15 protein-coding genes and 1 pseudogene are annotated in these 19373 nt (G+C 72.6%); 10 read left to right on the forward strand and 6 right to left on the reverse strand.

Annotated elements, in window-relative coordinates; genetic code table 11:
* Nucleotides 1-289 precede the first annotated feature (289 nt).
* From ACFCZ1_RS01075 to ACFCZ1_RS01085, 3 genes are all read right to left on the reverse strand, one after another.
* Nucleotides 290-1900, reverse strand: coding sequence for an alpha/beta fold hydrolase (locus ACFCZ1_RS01075; RefSeq protein ID WP_376676199.1), 1611 nt, complete (start codon nucleotides 1898-1900; stop codon nucleotides 290-292).
* 12 nt (nucleotides 1901-1912) lie between these two features.
* Nucleotides 1913-3466, reverse strand: a complete 1554-nt coding sequence (locus tag ACFCZ1_RS01080; RefSeq protein ID WP_376676200.1) for an alpha/beta fold hydrolase — start codon at nucleotides 3464-3466, stop codon at nucleotides 1913-1915.
* A gap of 490 nt (nucleotides 3467-3956) precedes the next feature.
* Nucleotides 3957-5606 carry an acyl-CoA synthetase gene (locus tag ACFCZ1_RS01085; RefSeq protein ID WP_376676201.1) on the reverse strand — a complete coding sequence of 550 codons (1650 nt, stop codon included), beginning with the start codon at nucleotides 5604-5606 and terminating at the stop codon, nucleotides 3957-3959.
* A 188-nt stretch (nucleotides 5607-5794) separates the two neighbouring features.
* Here ACFCZ1_RS01085 and ACFCZ1_RS01090 point away from each other — a divergent pair, with 188 nt between their 5' ends.
* The 5 genes from ACFCZ1_RS01090 to ACFCZ1_RS01110 all read left to right on the forward strand — a co-directional run bounded on the left by ACFCZ1_RS01090 (nucleotide 5795) and on the right by ACFCZ1_RS01110 (nucleotide 10494).
* Nucleotides 5795-6595 (forward strand): crotonase/enoyl-CoA hydratase family protein, encoded by an 801-nt coding sequence (locus tag ACFCZ1_RS01090; protein WP_376676202.1) that lies wholly within the window; start codon nucleotides 5795-5797, stop codon nucleotides 6593-6595.
* A 295-nt stretch (nucleotides 6596-6890) separates the two neighbouring features.
* A complete protein-coding gene (locus ACFCZ1_RS01095; protein WP_376676203.1) occupies nucleotides 6891-7883 on the forward strand; it encodes a Zn-ribbon domain-containing OB-fold protein in 993 nt (330 codons plus the stop codon).
* Nucleotides 7883-8950, forward strand: coding sequence for a thiolase domain-containing protein (locus tag ACFCZ1_RS01100; protein ID WP_376676204.1), 1068 nt, complete (start codon nucleotides 7883-7885; stop codon nucleotides 8948-8950). Before ACFCZ1_RS01095 ends, ACFCZ1_RS01100 begins: the two co-directional genes overlap by 1 nt.
* The gene (locus ACFCZ1_RS01105) at nucleotides 8947-10122 is read left to right on the forward strand and encodes a thiolase domain-containing protein (protein ID WP_376676205.1); all 1176 of its coding nucleotides are present in this window, start codon (nucleotides 8947-8949) and stop codon (nucleotides 10120-10122) included. The genes ACFCZ1_RS01100 and ACFCZ1_RS01105 overlap by 4 nt, the downstream gene beginning before the upstream one ends.
* Before the next feature lie 144 nt (nucleotides 10123-10266).
* A complete protein-coding gene (locus tag ACFCZ1_RS01110; RefSeq protein WP_376676752.1) occupies nucleotides 10267-10494 on the forward strand; it encodes a DUF397 domain-containing protein in 228 nt (75 codons plus the stop codon).
* A 17-nt stretch (nucleotides 10495-10511) separates the two neighbouring features.
* Here ACFCZ1_RS01110 and ACFCZ1_RS01115 read toward each other — a convergent pair whose 3' ends face one another.
* Nucleotides 10512-11633 carry an IS630 family transposase gene (locus ACFCZ1_RS01115; protein WP_376676206.1) on the reverse strand — a complete coding sequence of 374 codons (1122 nt, stop codon included), beginning with the start codon at nucleotides 11631-11633 and terminating at the stop codon, nucleotides 10512-10514.
* 312 nt (nucleotides 11634-11945) lie between these two features.
* Between ACFCZ1_RS01115 and ACFCZ1_RS01120 the strand changes: the two genes are divergently transcribed.
* The 4 genes and pseudogenes from ACFCZ1_RS01120 to ACFCZ1_RS01135 all read left to right on the forward strand — a co-directional run bounded on the left by ACFCZ1_RS01120 (nucleotide 11946) and on the right by ACFCZ1_RS01135 (nucleotide 14340).
* Nucleotides 11946-12419 (forward strand): hypothetical protein, encoded by a 474-nt coding sequence (locus ACFCZ1_RS01120; protein WP_376676207.1) that lies wholly within the window; start codon nucleotides 11946-11948, stop codon nucleotides 12417-12419.
* 9 nt (nucleotides 12420-12428) lie between these two features.
* Nucleotides 12429-12843: pseudogene (locus tag ACFCZ1_RS01125) on the forward strand (ACT domain-containing protein).
* 359 nt (nucleotides 12844-13202) lie between these two features.
* Nucleotides 13203-13811 (forward strand): hypothetical protein, encoded by a 609-nt coding sequence (locus ACFCZ1_RS01130; RefSeq protein WP_376676208.1) that lies wholly within the window; start codon nucleotides 13203-13205, stop codon nucleotides 13809-13811.
* 28 nt (nucleotides 13812-13839) lie between these two features.
* Nucleotides 13840-14340, forward strand: a complete 501-nt coding sequence (locus ACFCZ1_RS01135) for a hypothetical protein (protein WP_376676209.1) — start codon at nucleotides 13840-13842, stop codon at nucleotides 14338-14340.
* 10 nt (nucleotides 14341-14350) lie between these two features.
* On the opposite strand, the gene kstD is transcribed toward ACFCZ1_RS01135, so the two are convergent.
* Both kstD and ACFCZ1_RS01145 read right to left on the reverse strand, forming a co-directional pair.
* The gene (gene kstD, locus ACFCZ1_RS01140; RefSeq protein WP_376676210.1) at nucleotides 14351-16150 is read right to left on the reverse strand and encodes a 3-oxosteroid 1-dehydrogenase; all 1800 of its coding nucleotides are present in this window, start codon (nucleotides 16148-16150) and stop codon (nucleotides 14351-14353) included.
* A gap of 332 nt (nucleotides 16151-16482) precedes the next feature.
* A complete protein-coding gene (locus ACFCZ1_RS01145) occupies nucleotides 16483-17607 on the reverse strand; it encodes an aminoglycoside phosphotransferase family protein (protein WP_376676211.1) in 1125 nt (374 codons plus the stop codon).
* A 231-nt stretch (nucleotides 17608-17838) separates the two neighbouring features.
* Between ACFCZ1_RS01145 and ACFCZ1_RS01150 the strand changes: the two genes are divergently transcribed.
* The gene (locus ACFCZ1_RS01150; protein WP_376676212.1) at nucleotides 17839-19335 is read left to right on the forward strand and encodes a hypothetical protein; all 1497 of its coding nucleotides are present in this window, start codon (nucleotides 17839-17841) and stop codon (nucleotides 19333-19335) included.
* The last annotated feature ends 38 nt before the right edge of the window (nucleotides 19336-19373 follow it).

Here is a 19373-nt window from a genome sequence, read left to right on the forward strand (position 1 = left end):
CGGCCCTTCTGTCCGCCACGCATCGAGCAGGACAAGCGGGAAGGGCCGGGCCGTACTCGCTGCTCGCGGAACTGGACGGCAACCCCGTTCCGGCGTCGGCGGCCGAGCTCGCCTCGCTGTTCCCGCGGGGAGCGGTCGACGTCCAGCCCCGGGTCTGCCACTTCCCGTGGCTGGACGCCCCGGAGTGGTTCGCGGCCCGGGTGGAGCGGTTCCTGTCCTCCGGGGCCTGACCCGGGCCCCGGCCGGCTCCCGGGCCCCGGTCAGGCTCCGGATCCGGCCGCGAGCGGTTTCACGGCCCGATCTCGAACTCGGGCGGCTCGAGGCCCTTGAGGCATCCGGTCTTCGGCGCGGCCGGGTCGTCGAAGAACGAGACGGCGATCTCCTGGGCGCACTTGGAGGTGGCGAACACCACGTGCGGCTCGTAGGGGACCGTGACGACCTTGGCCTTGCTCAGCGTGCGGGCCACGTACGGCCCGTTGTCCGCCCCGGTCTGCGAGTCGAAGCTGCCCGACAGGGCGAGGGTGGGGATGTCGCCGCGCGTGACGTCCCGGATCGAGCGCGGCGCCGCCGGGACGTTCCAGGCGTCGCAGTCCGGACGGAGGAAGGTGAGCTGCGGCGCCTGGGCCTGCACCGAGCGGGGGAACGACGGGAACGCGTCCTGTCCGCCCCGGAGCGCCTCCTCCTGGCTCTCGTACGGCGTCCACTCGCTGCAGAAGACGCCGTAGGCGAGACCGTGGGCAACCCTGCCCATGGCCTGGGGGCTGAGCTTGCCGCCCGCCCACTGCCGTGCGATCCGCTGCGGCTTGCCGTGCGCCAGCTCGTCGAGGGCGATGGGCACCTGGGGCGCCACGTGGGTGGCCGAGGTCATCCAGTTCACCAGGGCCCCGCCGTCCAGTACGACCTTCACCGGCTTGTCGCTGCCGGGGAGCGTGACGGTGGTGGTGACCGGATGGGCTTCGAGTTCCCGGACGAGCCGGTCGAAGGTGGCCGACAGGTTCGGATAGCGCTTGTTGCACGCCGACTGGTCCGCGCAGGCCTTGAACAGGCCGTGGAAGCCCTGCCGGGCGCTGCTCCAGGTCGCCGCCGAGCCGGCCTTGGACGGCGGCAGGATGCCGTCGATGCCCACCGAACGGAGCCCCTCGGGGTGCAGGCGCATGTAGGCCAGCGCCAGGTGGGTGCCGTAGGAGATGCCGTACAGGTTCCACTGCGCCAGGCCCAGCGCCTTGCGCAGGTCCTCGTAGTCGGCGGCGCTCTCGGTGTCGTTGTAGGCGCTGAGGTCGATCCCGCGGGCCGCCAGCTTGTCGCGGCAGGCCTTCGTGGCCTCAACGTGCAGGCGCCCGGTGGACGGGGCGTCGTAGACGAGGCCGACCGAGCGTGCGTTGAACTCGTCGATGTTGGGGCACAGGAGATTCGGGTCGGCCGAGTACGTGCCGCGCTGGGACATGAAGATCACGTCACGCTCGCGGTTCAGGCCGCCGTCGACCGCCATCTTCGCCTCGCCCACGGCGTCGTCCCCGGGCCCGCCCGCGAGCCAGACGATCGGGTCGGGTTTCGGCTTGTCGGCGGCCGCGGGCACGATCGCGACACCGAGTTCGATCGTTCGACCGTTCGGCTTGGCGCGGTTCTCAGGCACGGTGAGCGTTCCGCAGCGGGCCCCTTCGAGGGCCTCGATCGGTTCCGGTGTCTTGGGGCAGGGCCCCGGTTCGTAGCTCGCGTCGCCCACCGTCCGGGCGGTCGTGCCGATCGGCGCACCGGGGGTGGGGGTGGTGCCGGTGCGGGTCTGCGCCTGGGCGGGCGCCGCGAGCAGGCCGGTGACCAGGAGGCCGGTCGCCAGGCCGGCCGACGTGGCCCGGAGCCGTCGTGCGGTGCGGCGACGACGGGGCGCTTGGTGGCGTGCCATCTGCCCTCCCGGTCATTTCGGGATGATCGTGAACGGTTTGGGCTTGAGACCGTCCACGCACGCGGTGTCGGGCGCGGTCGGGCGAGCGAAGAACGAGGCCAGCACGCTCTGCGCGCACGGCGACTGCGGGACCACCCAGTGGCCGATTCCGGGGACCAGCACGGAGGTCGAGCGGGACAGGTTGCGGGCCACGTCCTTCGCCCAACTCGCCCCCGTCTTCACGTCGAACGTGCCGGAGATGACGAGCGCCGGCACCGAGCTGACCGTGGGCAACCGCTGGGCGGCCGCGCGGTCCGGAACGTTCCAGATGCGGCACGCCGGGTACTGGAAGGGAAGTTGCGGCACCTGGGCCAGGACCGTGTCCGGCCACCCGGGGTAGGTCTTGCGCCCCGCCTTCAGCACGTCGGTCTCCGAGTACCCCGGAGCCCATTCGCCGCACACCACCGACTCCGTCAGGCCGTGCGCGAACATGCCGACCTTCTGGACCGAGCCGGCCGCGCGGGCCTGCGCGAAGCGCTGCGGGTTTCCGTTGCCGAGCTCGTCGAGCGCCGCCGGAAGGTCCTCGGGCCGGGGGGTGAAGGCGACGATCAGGTTCAGGAGCGCGCCGCCGTCGAGGACGACCTTGACCGGCTTCCCTCCGCCGGGCGGCGCGACGTTCAGCGTCAGGGGGTGTGCTTCCAGCTTGCGTACCTGTTCGGTCAGAGTACGGCGGACGTCCGGGTAACGGTCCTTGCAGGCGGGCTCGGCCGCGCACGCCTCGAGGATGGCGTCGATCCCCTCAGCGGTGCTGGCCCATGTCCACGGCAGGGTCACGTGCTGCGGAGGCGTGATCGAGTCGATCGCGAACGCGCGGATGCCCTCGGGGTGCAGGCGCAGGTACGTGAGGGCCAGGTTGCTGCCGTAGGAGTAGCCGTAGACGTTCCACCGGGGAATGCCCAGCGCCTTGCGCAGGTCGGCGAAGTCGGCGGCGTTCTCGGTGGTGTTGTAGGCGCTCAGGTCGATGCCCTCGGCCGTCAGGCGGCTGCGGCAGTCCTTGACCGCCTTCAGCATGAGCTGTTCCGCCTGCTGCGAGTCGTAGCCGAGGCCCACGGCCTGCGCGTTGAACCGGTCGATCTCAGGGCAGGCGAGGTTCGGCCGGTCGTAGAGGTTGCCGCGCTGGGCCATGATGATCAGGTCGCGGTCCTTGTTCAGGCCGGAGCCGACGAGGAACGGAATGTCGTCGAACGTGTCGGCACCGGGGCCGCCCGCCATGAACACCACGGGGTCCTGTGCAGGCTTCGCGGGGGTGACGGCCGGAATCACCGCGACGGCCAGCTTGATGGTCCGGCCGCCGGGGCGGGAGCGGCTCTCGGGGACCTCCAGGAAGCCGCACCGTGCGCCGCTCAGCGCTTCGATGGGCTCGGGCGGCTTCGGACAGGGTCCGGGCACGAACCGGGACGGGGCTGCCGGGCTGGGCCCGGCGGGCTGGGCGGCGGGTGACGCGGCGCCGCCGGGTGTGGGGCCGAATGCCGTCAGGCAGACCAGAGCGGCCGCGGCCGCCACCGCGTGGAAGCTGTGCTGTGGCATGGGGTCTCGTTCCTGTGCCGACATCGGCGGCGGCCCTGCCGGGCCAGGGCGCGGCGGTTGGGGCGGAACACGCGTTTTCGACGCTACCGGGTGACGCGTTCGCGCGCACGCGGAGCGGTCGCAACCCCCGCGGCCCGGGCCGTCCCCGGCCGTCCCCGGCTGTCCGGCAGGGTGGGAGGCCAGGTGTCACCGAGGGCGGGCGCGCCACCTGCGAGCAAGGACAGCGGCCTGTCTGCGCTGGTCGGCGCGGGCCAGCCGGGTGACGGTCCGCACGAGCACGGGGCCGCCGCCGCGGCCCGCGCCAAGGGCACCGCCCACGACCTCACCCTCCGGCCCCGCGACGCTCCCCCCGGCTACGCCGGGAGGGCCCCCGGACGCCGCGCCCGCTGCGTCGTCGGGGTCTCCCGGGTACGTCCGGTGGTCGGGCGGCCCTCCGCCGTGCGATGCACGGCACCGGACGCCGTGGGCCGCACCCTTCGGGCGCCCGGTGCTACTTTCGCCCCACGTCCTGGCCGGCCGTGTCCGCCCGGGTCGCCACCGTCTTGGCCCACCGGTAGTCCGCCTTGCCGCTCGGGGAGCGCTGGATGGCGGGGGCGACGACCAGCTGGCGCGGGATCTTGTAGCCCGCGAGCCGGGTGCGGCAGTGGCTCTGGATCTCGTCCAGGGTCGGCTCCGGCGCGCCCGCCCGGATCTGCACCACCGCGGCCACGTGGCTGCCCCAGGTCGGGTCCGGGACGCCGGCGACCAGGGCGTCGTACACGTCCGGGTGTGACTTCAGCGCCTGCTCGACCTCCTCCGGGTAGACCTTCTCGCCGCCCGTGTTGATGCACTGCGAGCCGCGCCCGAGGACCGTGACGATGCCCTGCTCGTCCACCGTGGCCATGTCACCGAGCAGCACCCAGCGCTCCGCGCCCTTCTGGAAGAACGTCTCGGCGGTCTTGGCCGGGTCGTTGTAGTAGCCGAGCGGGACATGGCCGCGCTGCGCGAGACGGCCCGGTTGGCCCACGGGTACGGGCTCGTGCGTCACCGGGTCCACCACCTGCGTACGGTCGTTGACCTCCAGGCGGAAGCCCTTCTCCGGGCCGGAGTCGTTCGTCGCCCGACCGTTGGATCCGGACTCCGAGGACCCGAAGTTGTTCAGGAGCAGCACGTTGGGTACGAGCCGCTGGAACTCCGCGCGCACCGTCTCCGACATGATCGCGCCGGACGAGGAGACGCTGAACAGCGAGGACAGGTCGGCCCCCTTGAGCGGGCCCTTCAGCGCGTCGATGAGCGGCCGCAGCATCGCGTCGCCCACCAGCGACACGCTGGACACCTTCTCCTTCTCGATCGTGCGGAGCACCTCCTCGGGCGCGTACTTGCGGTGGATGACCACCCGCTGCCCGTAGTTGAAGGCGATGAACGAGGTCAGCGTGGACGTGCCGTGCATCAGGGGCGGAGCCGGGAAGAAGGTGAGCCCGGCGCCGCGCGCCGCGACCCGCTCGGCCAGCTCCTCGGGCCGCTTCACCGGCTCGCCCGACGGCTCGCCGCCGAAGAGCCCGGCGAAGAAGAGGTCCTCCGCCCGCCACATCACGCCCTTGGGCATACCGGTCGTGCCGCCGGTGTAGATGATGAACAGGTCGTCGGCGCTCCGGGGCGGGAAACCGCGCCCGGGCGAGCCGGCCGCCTCGGCCTGCGCGTACGGGACCGGCGCGATCGAAGGCTCCGCGGCTCCTTCGGGAGCGACGCCGACCCGGATCAGGTGCCGGAGCTTCGGCGTCTGCGGCAGCGCGGCCGCCACCCGCTCCGTGAACTCGCCCTCGAAGACGAGCGCGGCGAGGTCGGCGTCGTTGTAGAGGTAGACCAACTCCTCTTCCACATAACGGTAGTTGACGTTCACCGGAACCAGCCTGGCCTTCAGGCAGGCCAGCACGGTCTGGAGGTATTCGATCCCGTTGTAGAGGTGCAGGCCCAGGTGCTCGCCGGCCTTCAGCCCGCTGTCCAGCAGGTGGTGCGCGATCCGGTTCGCCGCCGAGTCCAGCTCCGCGTAGGTGAGTCGGCGCTCGGCACCGGTGCCGGGGTGGTCCACGTAGACGAGGGCCTCGCGGTCCGGGACCACGTCCACGACCGACTCGAACAGGTCGGCAAGGTTGTACTCCACCGTTCCTCCTGACCCGAATGTTCCCGACGACTGGCCCCGTGGCTGGTCTGCTCCGGCGGTCATTAGAGCGCCGGAGACGGCAACTGGGAAGGGAGCCGCCCAAGAAATCTGACTGTGTGTCAGAAAACTATTGAACTGCACCCGCCCCTACTGCAACCTGTTCTAGGTCTTGAGACGGGAGGACGGCAATGGGTGGGACGGAACACCTGACCGTGCAACGCCACGGCGCCACGCTGGTGCTCACCATGAACAGGCCCGAGGCGAAGAACGCGCTCTCGCTGCCGCTGCTGGTGGGGCTGTACGACGGGTGGCTGGAGGCGGACGCCGACGACGCCATCCGCTCCGTGGTGCTGACGGGCGCGGGCGGGGACTTCTGCGCCGGCATGGACCTCAAGGCGCTGGCCGGGAAGGGGATGGCGGGCGACCAGTACCGGGACCGGCTGAAGGCGGATCCCGACCTCCACTGGAAGGCCATGCTCCGCCACCACCGGCCGCGCAAGCCCGTGATCGCGGCGGTGGAGGGCTACTGCGTGGCCGGCGGCACCGAGATCCTCCAGGGCACGGACATCCGGGTTGCGGGGGAGGGGGCCACCTTCGGGCTCTTCGAGGTCAGGCGGGGGCTCTTCCCGATCGGCGGCTCGACGGTGCGGTTGCCGCGTCAGATCCCGCGCACGCACGCCCTGGAGATGCTGCTGACCGGGCGTCCGTACTCCGCCGAGGAGGCGGCGCGGATCGGGCTGGTCGGGCGGGTCGTGCCGGACGGTACGGCGCTGGAGGCGGCGCTGGAGATCGCGGAACGGATCAACGCGTGCGGGCCGTTGGCCGTCGAAGCGGTCAAGGCGTCGGTCTACGAGACCGCCGAGCTGACGGAGCGGGAGGGACTGGCGTCCGAGCTCCTGCGGGGCTGGCCGGTCTTCGACACGGCGGACGCCAAGGAGGGGGCGCGGGCCTTCGCCGAGAAGCGGCCCGCGGTGTACCGCCGGGAGTAGCCTCCCGGGCCCTGCCCTGCTCTGCTCTGCCCTGTCCTGTCCGGACCGGGCCGCCGGGCCGGGCCGGCGTCGCGCCCGTGCGTGGGGCGGTGCGGCGCCGCTGCCGGGACTCCGCCCCGGACCCCCGCGCCCCACACGCCGGCGGGCCCGGGAGATCGGGGGCCCGTGCCTCGGGCGCCGACGGGGCTGGACGTGGCCCCTGGACGTGGCCCCTGGACGTGGCCCCTGGACGTGGCCCCTGGGCATGGCCCCGTGACGAGAAGTGCCCCGCCCCGACCCGATTGGAGAGCCACCCGTGACAGCCACCGTGCCCTCGCCCGACGCGCCCTCGCCCCACGTGCCCTCATCCGACGTACTCCGCGCGCCGCTCGTCGTCGAGTTCCCCTTCACCCGGTCCCTCGGACCCGTTCAGTCCGCCTTCCTCACCGGGCTGCGCGAACGCCGCGTGCTCGGCGTCAGGACCTCCGGCGGCACGGTGATGGTCCCGCCCGCCGAGTACGACCCCGTCACCGCCGAAGAGATCCGCGAACTCGTCGAGGTCGGCGCCACCGGCACCGTCACCACCTGGGCCTGGAACGGGCGGCCCCGCCCGAACCAGCCCCTGGACACGCCGTTCGCGTGGGTCCTCGTCACGCTCGACGGCGCCGACACCGCCCTCCTGCACGCCCTCGACGCCCCCGGCCCCGAATCCGTGCGCACCGGGATGCGGGTGCGCGTGCGCTGGGCCGCCGAGCGCACCGGGGCGATCACCGACATCGCCTGCTTCGAGCCGTACGAGGGCCCGGCCGGCCACGAAGCCGTCCCGCACGACGGGGAGTTCGCGGACCCCGTCACCGGCATCGTCGCCGCGGCCCGCCTGGACTACACGTACAGCCCCGGCCGCGCCCAGACCGCCTACATCAACGGCCTCTCCCGGCGGAAGACCATCGGCGAGCGCTGCCCCTCCTGCCACAAGGTGTACGTCCCCCCGCGCGGGGCCTGCCCCACCTGCGGGGTCGCCACCACCGACCAGGTCGAGGTCGGCCCGGCCGGCACCGTCACCACCTACTGCATCGTCAACATCAAGGCTCGCGGCCTCGACATCGAAGTCCCCTACGTCTACGCCCACATCGCCCTCGACGGCGCCGGCCTCGCCCTCCACGGCCGGATCGGCGGCATCCCGTACGACCAGGTCCGCATGGGCCTGCGCGTCGAACCCGTGTGGACCGAAGGCGGCCGCCACCCCGACCACTACCGCCCCACCGGCGAGCCGGACGCGGACTACGACGCGTACAAGGAGCTCATCTGATGCCCAGGACGAGCAGGCACGCACGCGACGTCGCCGTCGTCGCCTTCGCGCAGAGCGACCACCTCCGCCGCACCGACGACCTCAGCGAAGTCGAGATGGTCATGCCGGTCCTCCACCAAGTGCTGGCCCGGACCGGTCTGAAGGCCGGCGAGATCGGCTTCACCTGCTCCGGGTCCAGCGACTACCTCGCCGGCCGGGCCTTCTCCTTCACCATGACCCTCGACGGGGTCGGGGCCTGGCCGCCGATCTCCGAGTCGCACGTCGAGATGGACGGCGCCTGGGCCCTCTACGAGGCCTGGGTCAAGATCCAGACCGGCGAGGCCGACACCGCGCTCGTCTACTCGTACGGGAAGTCCTCCCCGGGATCGGTACGCGATGTACTGACCCGGCAGCTCGACCCGTACTACCTCGCCCCCCTCTGGCCGGACTCGGTGGCCCTGGCCGCCCTCCAGGCCCAGGCCCTGATCGACGCGGGTGAGACCGACGAGCCGTCCCTGGCCGCCATCGGCGCCCGCAGCCGAGCCGCGGCCGGAGCCAACCCGCACGCGCAGCTGAGCGGTCCGGTGCCCCAGGGCGACTACCAGGTCCGCCCGCTGCGCACCGGCGACTGCCCGCCCATCGGCGACGGCGCGGCGGCCGTGATCCTCGCCGCCGGGGACACGGCCCGGCGGCTGTGCGAGCGCCCCGCCTGGATCACCGGCATCGACCACCGGATCGAGGCCCACGGCCTGGGCCTGCGCGACCTCACCGACTCCCCGTCCACCCGGACCGCCGCCGAGCGCGCCGGGGTCTTCGACGCCCCGGTGGACACGGCGGAACTGCACGCGCCGTTCTCCTCGCAGGAGGTCGTGCTCCGCAAGGTCCTCGGGCTCGGCGACGGCGTCACCGTCAACCCCTCCGGCGGGGCGCTCGCCGCCAACCCGATCATGGCCGCCGGCCTGATCCGGATCGGTGAGGCGGCCGCCCGCATCCACCGCGGCGAGTCCGACCGCGCCCTCGCGCACGCCACCTCCGGCCCCTGCCTCCAGCAGAACCTGGTAGCCGTCCTGGAAGGGGACCCCGCATGAGCACATCGGGCAAGGAACCCGTGGCCGTCGTCGGGATCGGCCAGACCAAGCACGTCGCCGCCCGCCACGACGTCTCCATCGCCGGCCTCGTCCGGGAGGCCGCCGTGCGCGCCCTCGCCGACGCCGGGCTGGGCTGGGCGGACATCGACGCGGTCGTCATCGGCAAGGCCCCCGACTTCTTCGAGGGCGTGATGATGCCGGAGCTGTACCTGGCCGATGCGCTCGGCGCCGTCGGCAAGCCCATGCTGCGCGTCCACACGGCCGGTTCGGTCGGCGGGTCCACCGCGCTCGTCGCCGCCAACCTCGTCGCGGCCCGCGTCCACCGGACCGTCCTCACCCTCGCCTTCGAGAAGCAGTCCGAGTCCAACGCCATGTGGGGCCTCTCCCTCCCCGTCCCGTTCCAGCAGCCCCTGCTGGCGGGCGCGGGCGGATTCTTCGCCCCGCACGTGCGCGCGTACATGCGGCGCACCGGCGCCCCCGACACGGTCGGCTCGCTGGTGGCGTACAAGGACCGGCGCAACGCGCTGAAGAACCCGTACGCGCATCTGCACGAGCACGACATCACCCTGGAGAAGGTCCAGGCCTCGCCGATGCTGTGGGACCCGATCCGCTACTCCGAGACCTGTCCCTCCTCGGACGGCGCCTGCGCGATGATCCTCACCGACCGGGAGGGCGCGGCCCGCTCGCCGAAACCCGCGGCCTGGGTGCACGGCGGGGCCATGCGCAGCGAGCCGACCCTCTTCGCGGGCAAGGACTTCGTCTCCCCGCAGGCCGGCAAGGACTGCGCGGCCGACGTCTACCGCCAGGCGGGGATCACCGACCCGCGCCGGGAGATCGACGCCGTGGAGATGTACGTGCCGTTCTCCTGGTACGAGCCGATGTGGCTGGAGAACCTCGGCTTCGCGGCGGAGGGCGAGGGCTGGAAGCTCACCGAGGCCGGAGTGACCGAACTGGACGGGGACCTTCCGGTCAACCCGTCGGGGGGTGTCCTGTCCACCAACCCGATCGGGGCCTCCGGCATGATCCGCTTCGCGGAGGCGGCACTCCAGGTCCGCGGCCAGGCCGGAGAACACCAGGTTCCGGACGCCCGTCGGGCCCTGGGGCACGCGTACGGCGGCGGCGCGCAGTTCTTCTCCATGTGGCTGGTGGGGGCCGAGCCGCCCGCGTCCTGAACGCCGACGCGCCCTCGCGGGCGGGGCCGTGCGGGGTGCCGACCCGGCCACGGCTGACTCACCGTGCCCTGTGCGACACCCGCCGCGGTGGTTAACCTTGGCCCCGGACGACGTACCGGGAGGAGCACGCACGTGGCCGAGAGCATGACTTCACAGCCCTTCGCCGGCTGGGACAAGCCGAACCTCGATCTCACCGGGGCCGAGTGGCGGTCGAGCAGCCGGGGGGCGGGGGACGTCCAGATCGCCTTCGTCGAGGGCTTCATCGCGATGCGCAACAGCGAGCGCCCCGAAAGCCCGTCGCTGATCTTCGCGCCGGACGAGTGGCGCAGGTTCGTACTGGACGCGCGGGGCGGCGAGTTCGACCTGACCTAGGCCGGACCTAGCCGGACCTAGTGTCCTGCGCCGGAGATCCGTCGGCAGAAACGTGCGAGGGAGTCGAGGATCTCTTCGGCTGTCTTGGTCCAGATGAACGGCTTGGGGTCTTCGTTCCAGTTCTTGACCCACTTGCGGATGTCGGCTTCGAGGGCCTGGACGTTCTTGTGTGCGCCACGGCGGATCATCTGGTCGGCCAGGAAGCCGAACCACCGCTCGACCTGGTTGATCCACGAGGAGCCGGTCGGGGTGAAATGCAGCTGAAATCGCGGGTGCTTGCCCAGCCAGGTCCTGATCGCGGGCGTCTTGTGGGTGCCGTAGTTGTCCACGATCAGGTGGACCTGGAGGTGCGCTGGTACCTCCTTGTCGATCCTGATCAGGAACTTCTTGAACTCGGCCGCCCGGTGCCGACGGTGCAGGGCGCTGATGACCTCGCCGGTGGCGACGTCGAACGCGGCGAACAGGGTGGTCAGGCCGTTGCGGACGTAGTCGTGGGTCCGCCGCTCGGGCATGCCGGGCATTATCGGCAGGACCGGCTGGGACCGGTCCAGTGCCTGGATCTGGGACTTCTCGTCCACCGAGAACACCACCGCGCCTTCGGGCGGGTTGAAGTACAGGCCGACGACGTCGTAGACCTTCTCCACGAACAACGGGTCCGTCGATAGCTTGAACGTGTCCGTCAGATGTGGTTTGAGCTGGAACTTCCGCCAGATCCGACCCACGGTGGACTTCGACAGGCCGCTGCGGTCCGCCATCGACTTACGCGACCAGTGGGTCGCGTTCTTCGGGAGTTCCTCCAGCGTGGTGACCACGACCGACTCCACCTGATCGACACTGATGGTGGGCGGCCGGCCCGGCCGGGGCTCGTCAACGAGCCCGTCCAGCCGCTCGGCGAGGAACCGTCGGCGCCACTTGCGGACCGTGTCCGCGGTCACCCGCAGGTCCCGGGCGACCGCAACGATCGGCGGCACCTCCGGTCCCGCGCACGCCAGCACAATCCGTGCGCGTAGGGCCAGGGCCTGGGCCGACGTCGCCCGACGCGTCCACCGCTCCAACACCGCCCGCTCATCAGCTGACAGCAGCAACGGCTCCAGCTTCGGGCCCCGACGAGGAACAGACGCACCAGCAGCAGAAGTCACACAACAACTAACGATCAACTACTGGCGCAGGACACTAGCCGGACCTGGGCCGGACCTGGGCCGGACCTGGGCCGGACCTGGGCCGGACCCAGGCCCTGTCGCCCGCGCGGCCTCGCCCGGCGGACGCGGACCCGGTACCGCCGAAGGCCGCGGCCACCGGATAGCCGCCGGGCCGTGCCGGCCGTCGCCCGCCGGGCCGCCGGGCCGTATCCGGGCCCGTCGCCCGCGCGGCGACCGCCCCCGGCAAAACCGTTGCCGAGCGCGCGCCACCCGGGCAGGATGGGCCCATGACGATCATCCGCCGAAAGGGCGATGCCGCGTAAGCGGCCCGGCGCGCTGCGCGCCGAACGAGGAACCTTCGCAGGCCGTCGGCCTCCCGCCTGGGCGTGGGAACTGCCGTCCGTGGACCGGCTGTCGCCCGCTCCGAGCGCCGAGGTCTCCTGGGCCCTGGGGACCCGGGCGGGAGAGATCGCGGGACTGCTGCGCATGTACCGGCGCTTCCTGGGCACGCCCGGCCGCCGGCTGTGGCTGGTCCCGTCGGCCTGCCCGGCCTGCCCCGGCTGCGCGCTGGACGACGTCGCCGTCGTCCGGGACGAGCTGGCCGACCACTACCGCGCCCTGCCGCCCGGTGCCCGGCGCGCGCTGGGCCGCGTACTGCGCCTGCTGGACGAGGAGTTCCGCCGCCGCACCTTCCCCGACCCCGCTCCGCCCGCCGCGCACCGGGCCGACTGGAGCGGCACCCCGCACGCCTGGTGGCACCGGCGGCTCTACGTGGATCACCGTTAGGGTGGCCGGATGAGCGGAGAGAGCGACCTGCGGACACTGCTGAGCGGGATGCGGCCCGAACTGAACGAGGGCCGGTACGTGTTCTGCACCGTCCCCGGCACCACCGTCCCGCCGGGAACCGCACCCGTCGCCACCGTTCTGGAGCCGGAGGGCCTCACCTTGGTCCTGCGCCAGGAGGAAGCCGACGCGGCCGGCCTGCCCTACGACTACACGGCCGGCTGGATCACCCTGCGGGTCCACTCCGCCCTCGACGCCGTCGGGCTCACCGCCGCCTTCGCCACCGAACTCGGCGCACACGGTCTGAGCTGCAACGTCATCGCCGGCTACCACCACGACCACCCTCTTCGTCGCCGCCGACCGGGCCGCCGAGGCCGTCTCCCTCCTGGAGCAACTGGCCCGCCGCTCAAGCGGCGTTCGCCCGTAGCGCAGGACATGAGGACCGGGCGGGGCCGGGGCAGAGAGATCTCATGGACCACGATTCCGGGCCCACCCGCTCACGGAGCGAGGCCCCCGCGTGTGAGAGGGCCGTCCGCCGTGCACCGGACCCCGGCGGGCCGGCGCCCCTGGTCCCCTCGTGCTCCGGTCGGCCGGTCAGCGACCTCGCGGGACACCGACCGGGGGGAGTGCACCGCCGCCTCACCCACGTCCTGCGCGAACGCCTGACCGTGGCGCCGCCCCCCGCGGACCGCTCCTCGTACGGCCTGCCCGCCGACCAGGAGGCCCCGGCCGCCTGACCGCCTGACCGCCCGGCGGGCCGGCCGGCCGGCCGGCCGATGCCCGACCGTGCCCCGAAACCCGGCTCCCGCCCGCGAGGGGCTGACGGACCGGTTCGCGCAGGGCACGCGGGACCTGGAGCGGCTCCTGCGCGCCCTCGCCCGACGTGCCGGTGTGGACCTGGCTGGCGGAACAGAGCCCGGGTTTCCGGCTGCGGACGCAGACAGGCCGGGCCGGCCCTCCACCGCGGGGACGCGCGATCCGTGGCGGGCGCCCCGGCCCCTCTGCCCCTCTCCGGCCGGACCTGGCGGCGGACGCCGTGGCCCGGACCTTGAGGTCACGGCCCCGGCACGGCGCTCCTGGCAGGCGGCGCCGGCCGGTACGGGGGAGCGGTACCGCTTCCGGAGTACGGACGGCCCGGAATCCCGGACGGTCCTGTTCGGCGGCGACGAGGTGGTCCTGCCGGAGCCCGACGACACCGCCCCGGTGGGCGCCGAGGCCGCCGGGGCGGCCTCGGGCCCCGCCCTCTTCCTCCGGCACCGGCTGCCCGCCACCGCCCCGCGGGTCACCGGCGACGCCACCCCGACGGCGCACTGCTCCAGCCCGGTCCCGCCGGTCCGACGGGCCGGACCGGCGCGCCGCCCGGGCAGGGCGACCGTGCGGGCCCCCGGGCCGTAAAACTCGTGCGGCCACGTACCATGGCGGCATGTCCTTCCTCCGCCGCCACCGCGCCGCCACACCCGCCGGCCCGGACTTCGACGTCCTGGCCATGGACCCGGGGGACTGGCCGGGCAATCTCGGGGCCGGGCTGCTGCCCGCGCCCGACGGCAGCTGCCAGGGTGTCTTCCTCCGCTACGACCTGTTCGGCGGACGCGGCCCCGCGATGATCATCGGCAACCTCCCGGAGGGCTCCCCCGCCCGGGACCTCGCCGACGGCCAGGTCCCCTTCGAGGTCGCCCAGCTCCTCGACGCCCTGGAGAACGACGAGGACGTCGAGGTCACCGGCGTCGAGGACTGCCCCGTCATGCAGGGCGACAACCTCCTCATCGTCCGGAAGGTCAAGCTGTCGGAGTCCCGCATCTCGTGCGTCCAGTTCGACCGCAGCGACAACGTGCTGGTCACCATCGCCAGCTGGGACCGCCCGATCACCGACGACCTCTACGCCCTCCTGAAGCCGCTCCCCGCCGAGCTCTTCCAGCAGGGCTGATCCACACGAATCACGCGTCCGCGATGTCGTTCGCCGCCACGTAGCCGAACGTCATCGCGGGGCCGATCGTCGATCCGGCCCCCGCGTAGCTGTGGCCCATCACCGCCGCGCTCGCGTTGCCCGCCGCGTACAGGCCCCGGATCACCGAGCCGTCCGCCCGCAGCGCCCGGGCCCGCGCGTCCGTCACGATGCCGCCCTTCGTGCCCAGATCGCCCGGCACGATCTTGAAGGCGTGGAACGGCGGCGCCCAGACGGGTGCCAGACACGAGTTCGGCGTCACCCCCGGATCCGTGTAGTAGTGGTCGTACGCCGTGTCGCCCCGGTGGAAGTCGGAGTCGGTCCCGTTCCACGCCTGCGCGTTGAACCGGTTCAGGGTCGCCCGCAGCGCCGCCGCCGGAACTCCGATCTGGCCGGCCAGCGCGTCCCACGTCCACGCCTTCTTCGCCGCGCCCGCCTCGTACCACGCGTCGGGGAAGAGGAGCGTCGGCAGGACGTCCTTGAACAGGTACTTGTTGCGGTAGTTCTGGTCCACGATCAGCCACGCCGGGATGTGCGAACCGGCCGCGCCCCGGTCCTTCTCGTACATCACGTGCACGACATCGCTGTACGGCGCCGCCTCGTTGACGAACCGCCCACCGTTCCCGTTCACGATGAGCCCGCCCGGCAGGGTCCGTTCGGCGAGGCAGAAGTACGGCTCCCCGGGCAGCGGGATCGACGGGCCCCACCAGGCGTCCTCCATCAGGGCCAGCGCCGCCCCGGCCCGCTGGCCCGCCAGGATCCCGTCGCCCGTGTTCTCCTTCGCGCCCACCGACCACTGGGTGCCGATCGGCTGCTGCTGGTACTGAGCCCGCATCGAGGCGTTGTGCTCGAAGCCGCCCGAGCCGATCACCACCCCGCGCCGGGCCCGGACCGTGCCGCGCACACCCTCCTTCTCCACGACCACCCCGGTCACCGCACCGCCCTCCTGGACCAGGTCCACCAGCGGGCTGTTCAGCCACACCGGCACCCCCGCCCACAGCAAGCCGGCGCGCAGCCCGGCCGCCAGGGCCTGGCCCATCGTCAGCGGCTTCTGCCCCAGCAGCGCCGCCTTCGTGCCGCGCGCCAGGCACTCGGTGGAGACGGCGAGGCCCCTGGCGTTCACGGCCGCCAGGTTCAGCCACTTGTAGTCCTGGCTGAAGACCACCATCCCGGCGGGGACCGGCATGTACGCCGGGTTCAGGCGGGCCAGTTCGCCGCCCAGGACGTTCCCGTCGATCTGGTCCGGCTCGATGGAGCGGCCGTTCGCCAGCCCGCCCGGCAGGTCGGGGTAGTAGTCGCTGTACCCCGCCATGTAGCGGAACCTGAGCGGGCTGTTGGCCATGACCAAGTCCAGCATCCGCGGCCCGTTCGCGAGGAAGGCGGCCTGCCGGTCCGCCGGTACCTCGGGCCCGACGACCGCGGAGAGGTACGCCGCGGCCTTCTGCGGGGTGTCCGGCACCCCGGCGCCCAGGATCACCGAGTTGTTGGGCAGCCAGATCCCGGCCCCCGAGCGTGCGGCGGACCCGCCGAAGGTGGGCGCCTTCTCCACCACCAGGACGCTCAGCCCCCGCCGGGCGGCGGTGAGCGCGGCGGTCATCCCGGCGGCCCCTGAACCGACCACGACGACGTCGTACTCACCGAGCGGGGGCCCCTCTTGGGCGGCGGCGCCGACGGCCCGCGCGGCGGCGGACGGCAGGACGGCCGCGCTGAACACCCCGGCTCCCGTCCCGGCGAGGACGGCACGCCTGGACGGGAGGCTTCCGGGGGACGTGCGTGAAGCGCTTGCGGACATGGGCAGGCTCCAGCCGAGGGGGGAGGGGGAACGACACCAGCATGTCTGATGCTGAATCAGAAAAGGTGTTCGGGGGATCATGTGATGTCAAGGCATCCGGCGCCTCCGCCTCCCGTGCACCTCCTCCCGTACGCCACCTGACCGCGGCCGACGGCGGGCCGACCGCCGTGCGGGGGAGGCGGGTCGGCCTCCGTGCGTGCATGCGCGGGTACGCGCCCGCGTACGCACCGGCGTACCCATCCGCGTACCCATCCGCGTACGCGACTGCGTACGAGCGAAGTCCCGTGGCGGTGGGGGCCACGGGACTTCGCGTACGGGGGACGCGGGACGCGTCAGCGGGTGCCGACCGCCGCCCGGATCGCTCCGCGGGCCATCCCGGCGTCGTCGTGCAGGCGGCGCAGCAGCAGCCGCTGTTCCTCTCCGGAGGACAGGGCGCCGGACGCCAGGGGCTGGGCCGGAGAGGTCGCCAGCATCGAGCGCTGGACGGCCGTCTCCGACATCCGGATCTCGCGGGTCAGCACCAGCATCAGGTTGACCAGGAAGGCGTCCCGTACCGCCGGACCGGCCGACTGCGCGAGCCGGCTGATCTGGCTGCGCGCGGCCGGGGCGTCGCCCAGCACCGTCCACAGGGTGGCCAGGTCGTAGCCCGGCAGGTACCAGCCCGCGTGCTCCCAGTCCAGGAGCACCGGCCCGGCCGGGGACAGCAGCAGGTTCGACAGGAGCGCGTCACCGTGGTTGAACTGGAGGGCCGTGCCCGACAGCTTCACGCCGTGCAGCAGTTTCTGCAGGTCACCGAGGTCCCGGTCGGTCAGCAGGCCCAGCTCGTAGTCGCGGGAGATCCGCCGCGCGTAGTTCAGCGGGGTTCCGAACAGACTGGCCGGCGGACGCCACTGGTTGACGCGGCACACCGCGCCCAGGGCCGCCCGTACGTCGACCCGCGGCGGGGCCTCGACGGGATGCCGCTGCAGCGCCGCGACCCGGCCCGCCATCCGCTCGACGATCAGTACGCAGTTCTCCGGGTCGGCGGCGATCAGCCGCGGCACCCGGACCGGGGGGCGATGCCGGACGAACGCCCGGTATGCTCCTATTTCGTGCCGGTACCGCTCACGCCACTCGGGCGAGTGGTCCAGTAAGACCTTCGCGACGGCGGTCATCCGCCCGGTGGTGCCCACCAGGAGGACCGATCGGCCGCTGCGCCGCAGCACCTGGACCGGCGCGAACTCCGGACAGATCCGCTGCACCGAGACGAGCGCGGTGCGCAGTTGCGCCCCTTGCGGCCCCGAGAGGTCGATTCTTCCGCTGAGCGGCTGAGATCCGGCTCCCGGCATCCGCCGCGCCCGTACGGCGCCCTGCGCCGGAGCGGCGGGGCGGCCGGGTTCGAGGTAGGGGCCGCCGCCCGCCTGGAGCGTGCGGTGCGGCCGGACCGGGGCGGACACGGAGGACGTTGCTGCGTACATGGCGTTACGGATCCCTTCGTGCGCCGACGATTTGCGTACGCCGCCCCGCCGGATCCCGTACTTCACCCTGGGGAGCTCCGCCGGTGAACCGGGGCGGGGAGGCGCAGTACAACCAGACACCCGGCAGTGGGTGGCGCATCATCGAGCGGGCCCTGGCGAAGCCTGGCGAATAGTCGCTGGGCATCTGTCGGCGGGTTAGTGTCAACTCAGCCGAGAACCTGGGGGCTTGACGTGAGCAAAGGTCCGAACACCCGCTTGAACGACCTGTTCGGCCTGGCCGGCTGGTCGAAGGGCGAACTCGCGAGGATGGTCAACCGGCAGGCGGCGGCCATGGGCCACCCCCAGCTGGCCACCGACACCTCGCGGGTACGGCGCTGGATCGACATGGGGGAGACCCCGCGCGAACCGGTGCCCACGGTACTGGCAGCACTGTTCACCGAGCGGCTCGGTCGTGTCGTGACCATCGAGGACCTCGGGTTCGTACGGCAGCGGCGCACCAGCAGAAGGCAGCCGGAGGGGGCGCAGGAGAACCCCGACGGCATGCCCTGGGCGCCCGAACGCACAGCCGCGGTCCTCACCGAATTCACGGGAATGGACCTCATGCTCAACCGTCGCGGTCTGATGGGCGCGGGCGCCGTGCTCACCGCAGGCTCCGCCCTCAGCAACGCCATGCACGACTGGCTCCACACCGACCCCGCCGCCGCCAAGGAGGCGCAGCGCTTCGGGCATTCCTCCCAGGCAGACGCCGTGGGCTTCGACCGCTACGAGGCGGCTCCCGTCGGCTCCCAGGAGATCGAGGCACTGGAGCGCTCCGTCGATGTGTTCCGCGCCTGGGACGCCTCCCGAGGAGGCGGCCTCCAGCGCAAGGCGGTCGTCGGCCAGCTCAACGAGGTGGGCGGGATGCTCGCCTACCACCACCCCGACCACCTTCAGCGGCGGTTGTGGGGGGTGGCGGCCAACCTCGCCGTCCTCGCCGGCTGGATGTCCCACGACGTGGGCCTCGAACCCACGGCGCAGAAGTACTTCGTCATCGCCGCGCACGCCGCCCGCGAGGGCGGTGACCGGCCGCGCGCCGGCGAGGCACTCTCCCGCGCCGCCCGCCAGATGGTTCACCTCGGCAAGCCGAACGAGGCCCTCGACCTGATGAAGCTGGCCCAGTCGGGTTCCGGCGAGCAGACCCTGCCGCGCACCCGCGCCATGCTGCACACCATCGAGGCCTGGGCGCAGGCCGCCATGGGCAAGGGCCAGGCCATGCGCCGCACGCTGGGCGAGGCGGAAGAGCTGTTCGTCTCCGACAAGGGCGACGTACCGGCGCCGAGCTGGATGCAGCACTTCGACGAGGCGGACCTGCACGGCATGCAGGCGCTGGCCTACCGTACGCTCGCCGACCACGACGCCACGGCTGCGCCGATCGCCGCCCGCCACGCCAGGGAAGCCCTGCGGCTGCGCGGCGACGGCTTCCAGCGCTCGCAGATCTTCGACTACATCTCGATGGCCTCGGCCTGCTTCATCGCCGACGATCCCGAACAGGCCGACCGCTACGCCCGGCTGGCCCTGGTCTCGATGAACGAGACCTCCTCGCACCGGACATGGGACCGGCTGCGCGAGATGTACCGGCTCACCGGCCAGTACGCGGGGTACGCGCGCATCGAGGACCTGCGCGAGGAGATCGAGCTGGCCCTCCCCGACATCCCGGCACCGCGCAGCCCGCGCGGTACGGAGGTGTAGTGCGGACGGCGGACGGATACGAGAAAGGCCGCGCCCTG

Source organism: Streptomyces sp. NPDC056224 (assembly GCF_042267665.1).
GTDB lineage: Bacteria > Actinomycetota > Actinomycetes > Streptomycetales > Streptomycetaceae > Streptomyces.

Bases quoted from the DNA above. Each gene is read 5' to 3' on its own strand.
- ACFCZ1_RS01120 (WP_376676207.1), top strand. From the start codon at position 11,946: ATGCCGCGTAAGCGGCCCGGCGCGCTGCGCGCCGAACGAGGAACCTTC.
- ACFCZ1_RS01105 (WP_376676205.1), top strand. From the start codon at position 8,947: ATGAGCACATCGGGCAAGGAACCCGTGGCCGTCGTCGGGATCGGCCAG.
- ACFCZ1_RS01145 (WP_376676211.1), bottom strand. From the start codon at position 17,607: ATGTACGCAGCAACGTCCTCCGTGTCCGCCCCGGTCCGGCCGCACCGC.
- kstD (WP_376676210.1), bottom strand. From the start codon at position 16,150: ATGTCCGCAAGCGCTTCACGCACGTCCCCCGGAAGCCTCCCGTCCAGG.
- ACFCZ1_RS01075 (WP_376676199.1), bottom strand. From the start codon at position 1,900: ATGGCACGCCACCAAGCGCCCCGTCGTCGCCGCACCGCACGACGGCTC.
- ACFCZ1_RS01110 (WP_376676752.1), top strand. From the start codon at position 10,267: ATGACTTCACAGCCCTTCGCCGGCTGGGACAAGCCGAACCTCGATCTC.
- ACFCZ1_RS01080 (WP_376676200.1), bottom strand. From the start codon at position 3,466: ATGCCACAGCACAGCTTCCACGCGGTGGCGGCCGCGGCCGCTCTGGTC.
- ACFCZ1_RS01135 (WP_376676209.1), top strand. From the start codon at position 13,840: ATGTCCTTCCTCCGCCGCCACCGCGCCGCCACACCCGCCGGCCCGGAC.
- ACFCZ1_RS01090 (WP_376676202.1), top strand. From the start codon at position 5,795: ATGGGTGGGACGGAACACCTGACCGTGCAACGCCACGGCGCCACGCTG.
- ACFCZ1_RS01100 (WP_376676204.1), top strand. From the start codon at position 7,883: ATGCCCAGGACGAGCAGGCACGCACGCGACGTCGCCGTCGTCGCCTTC.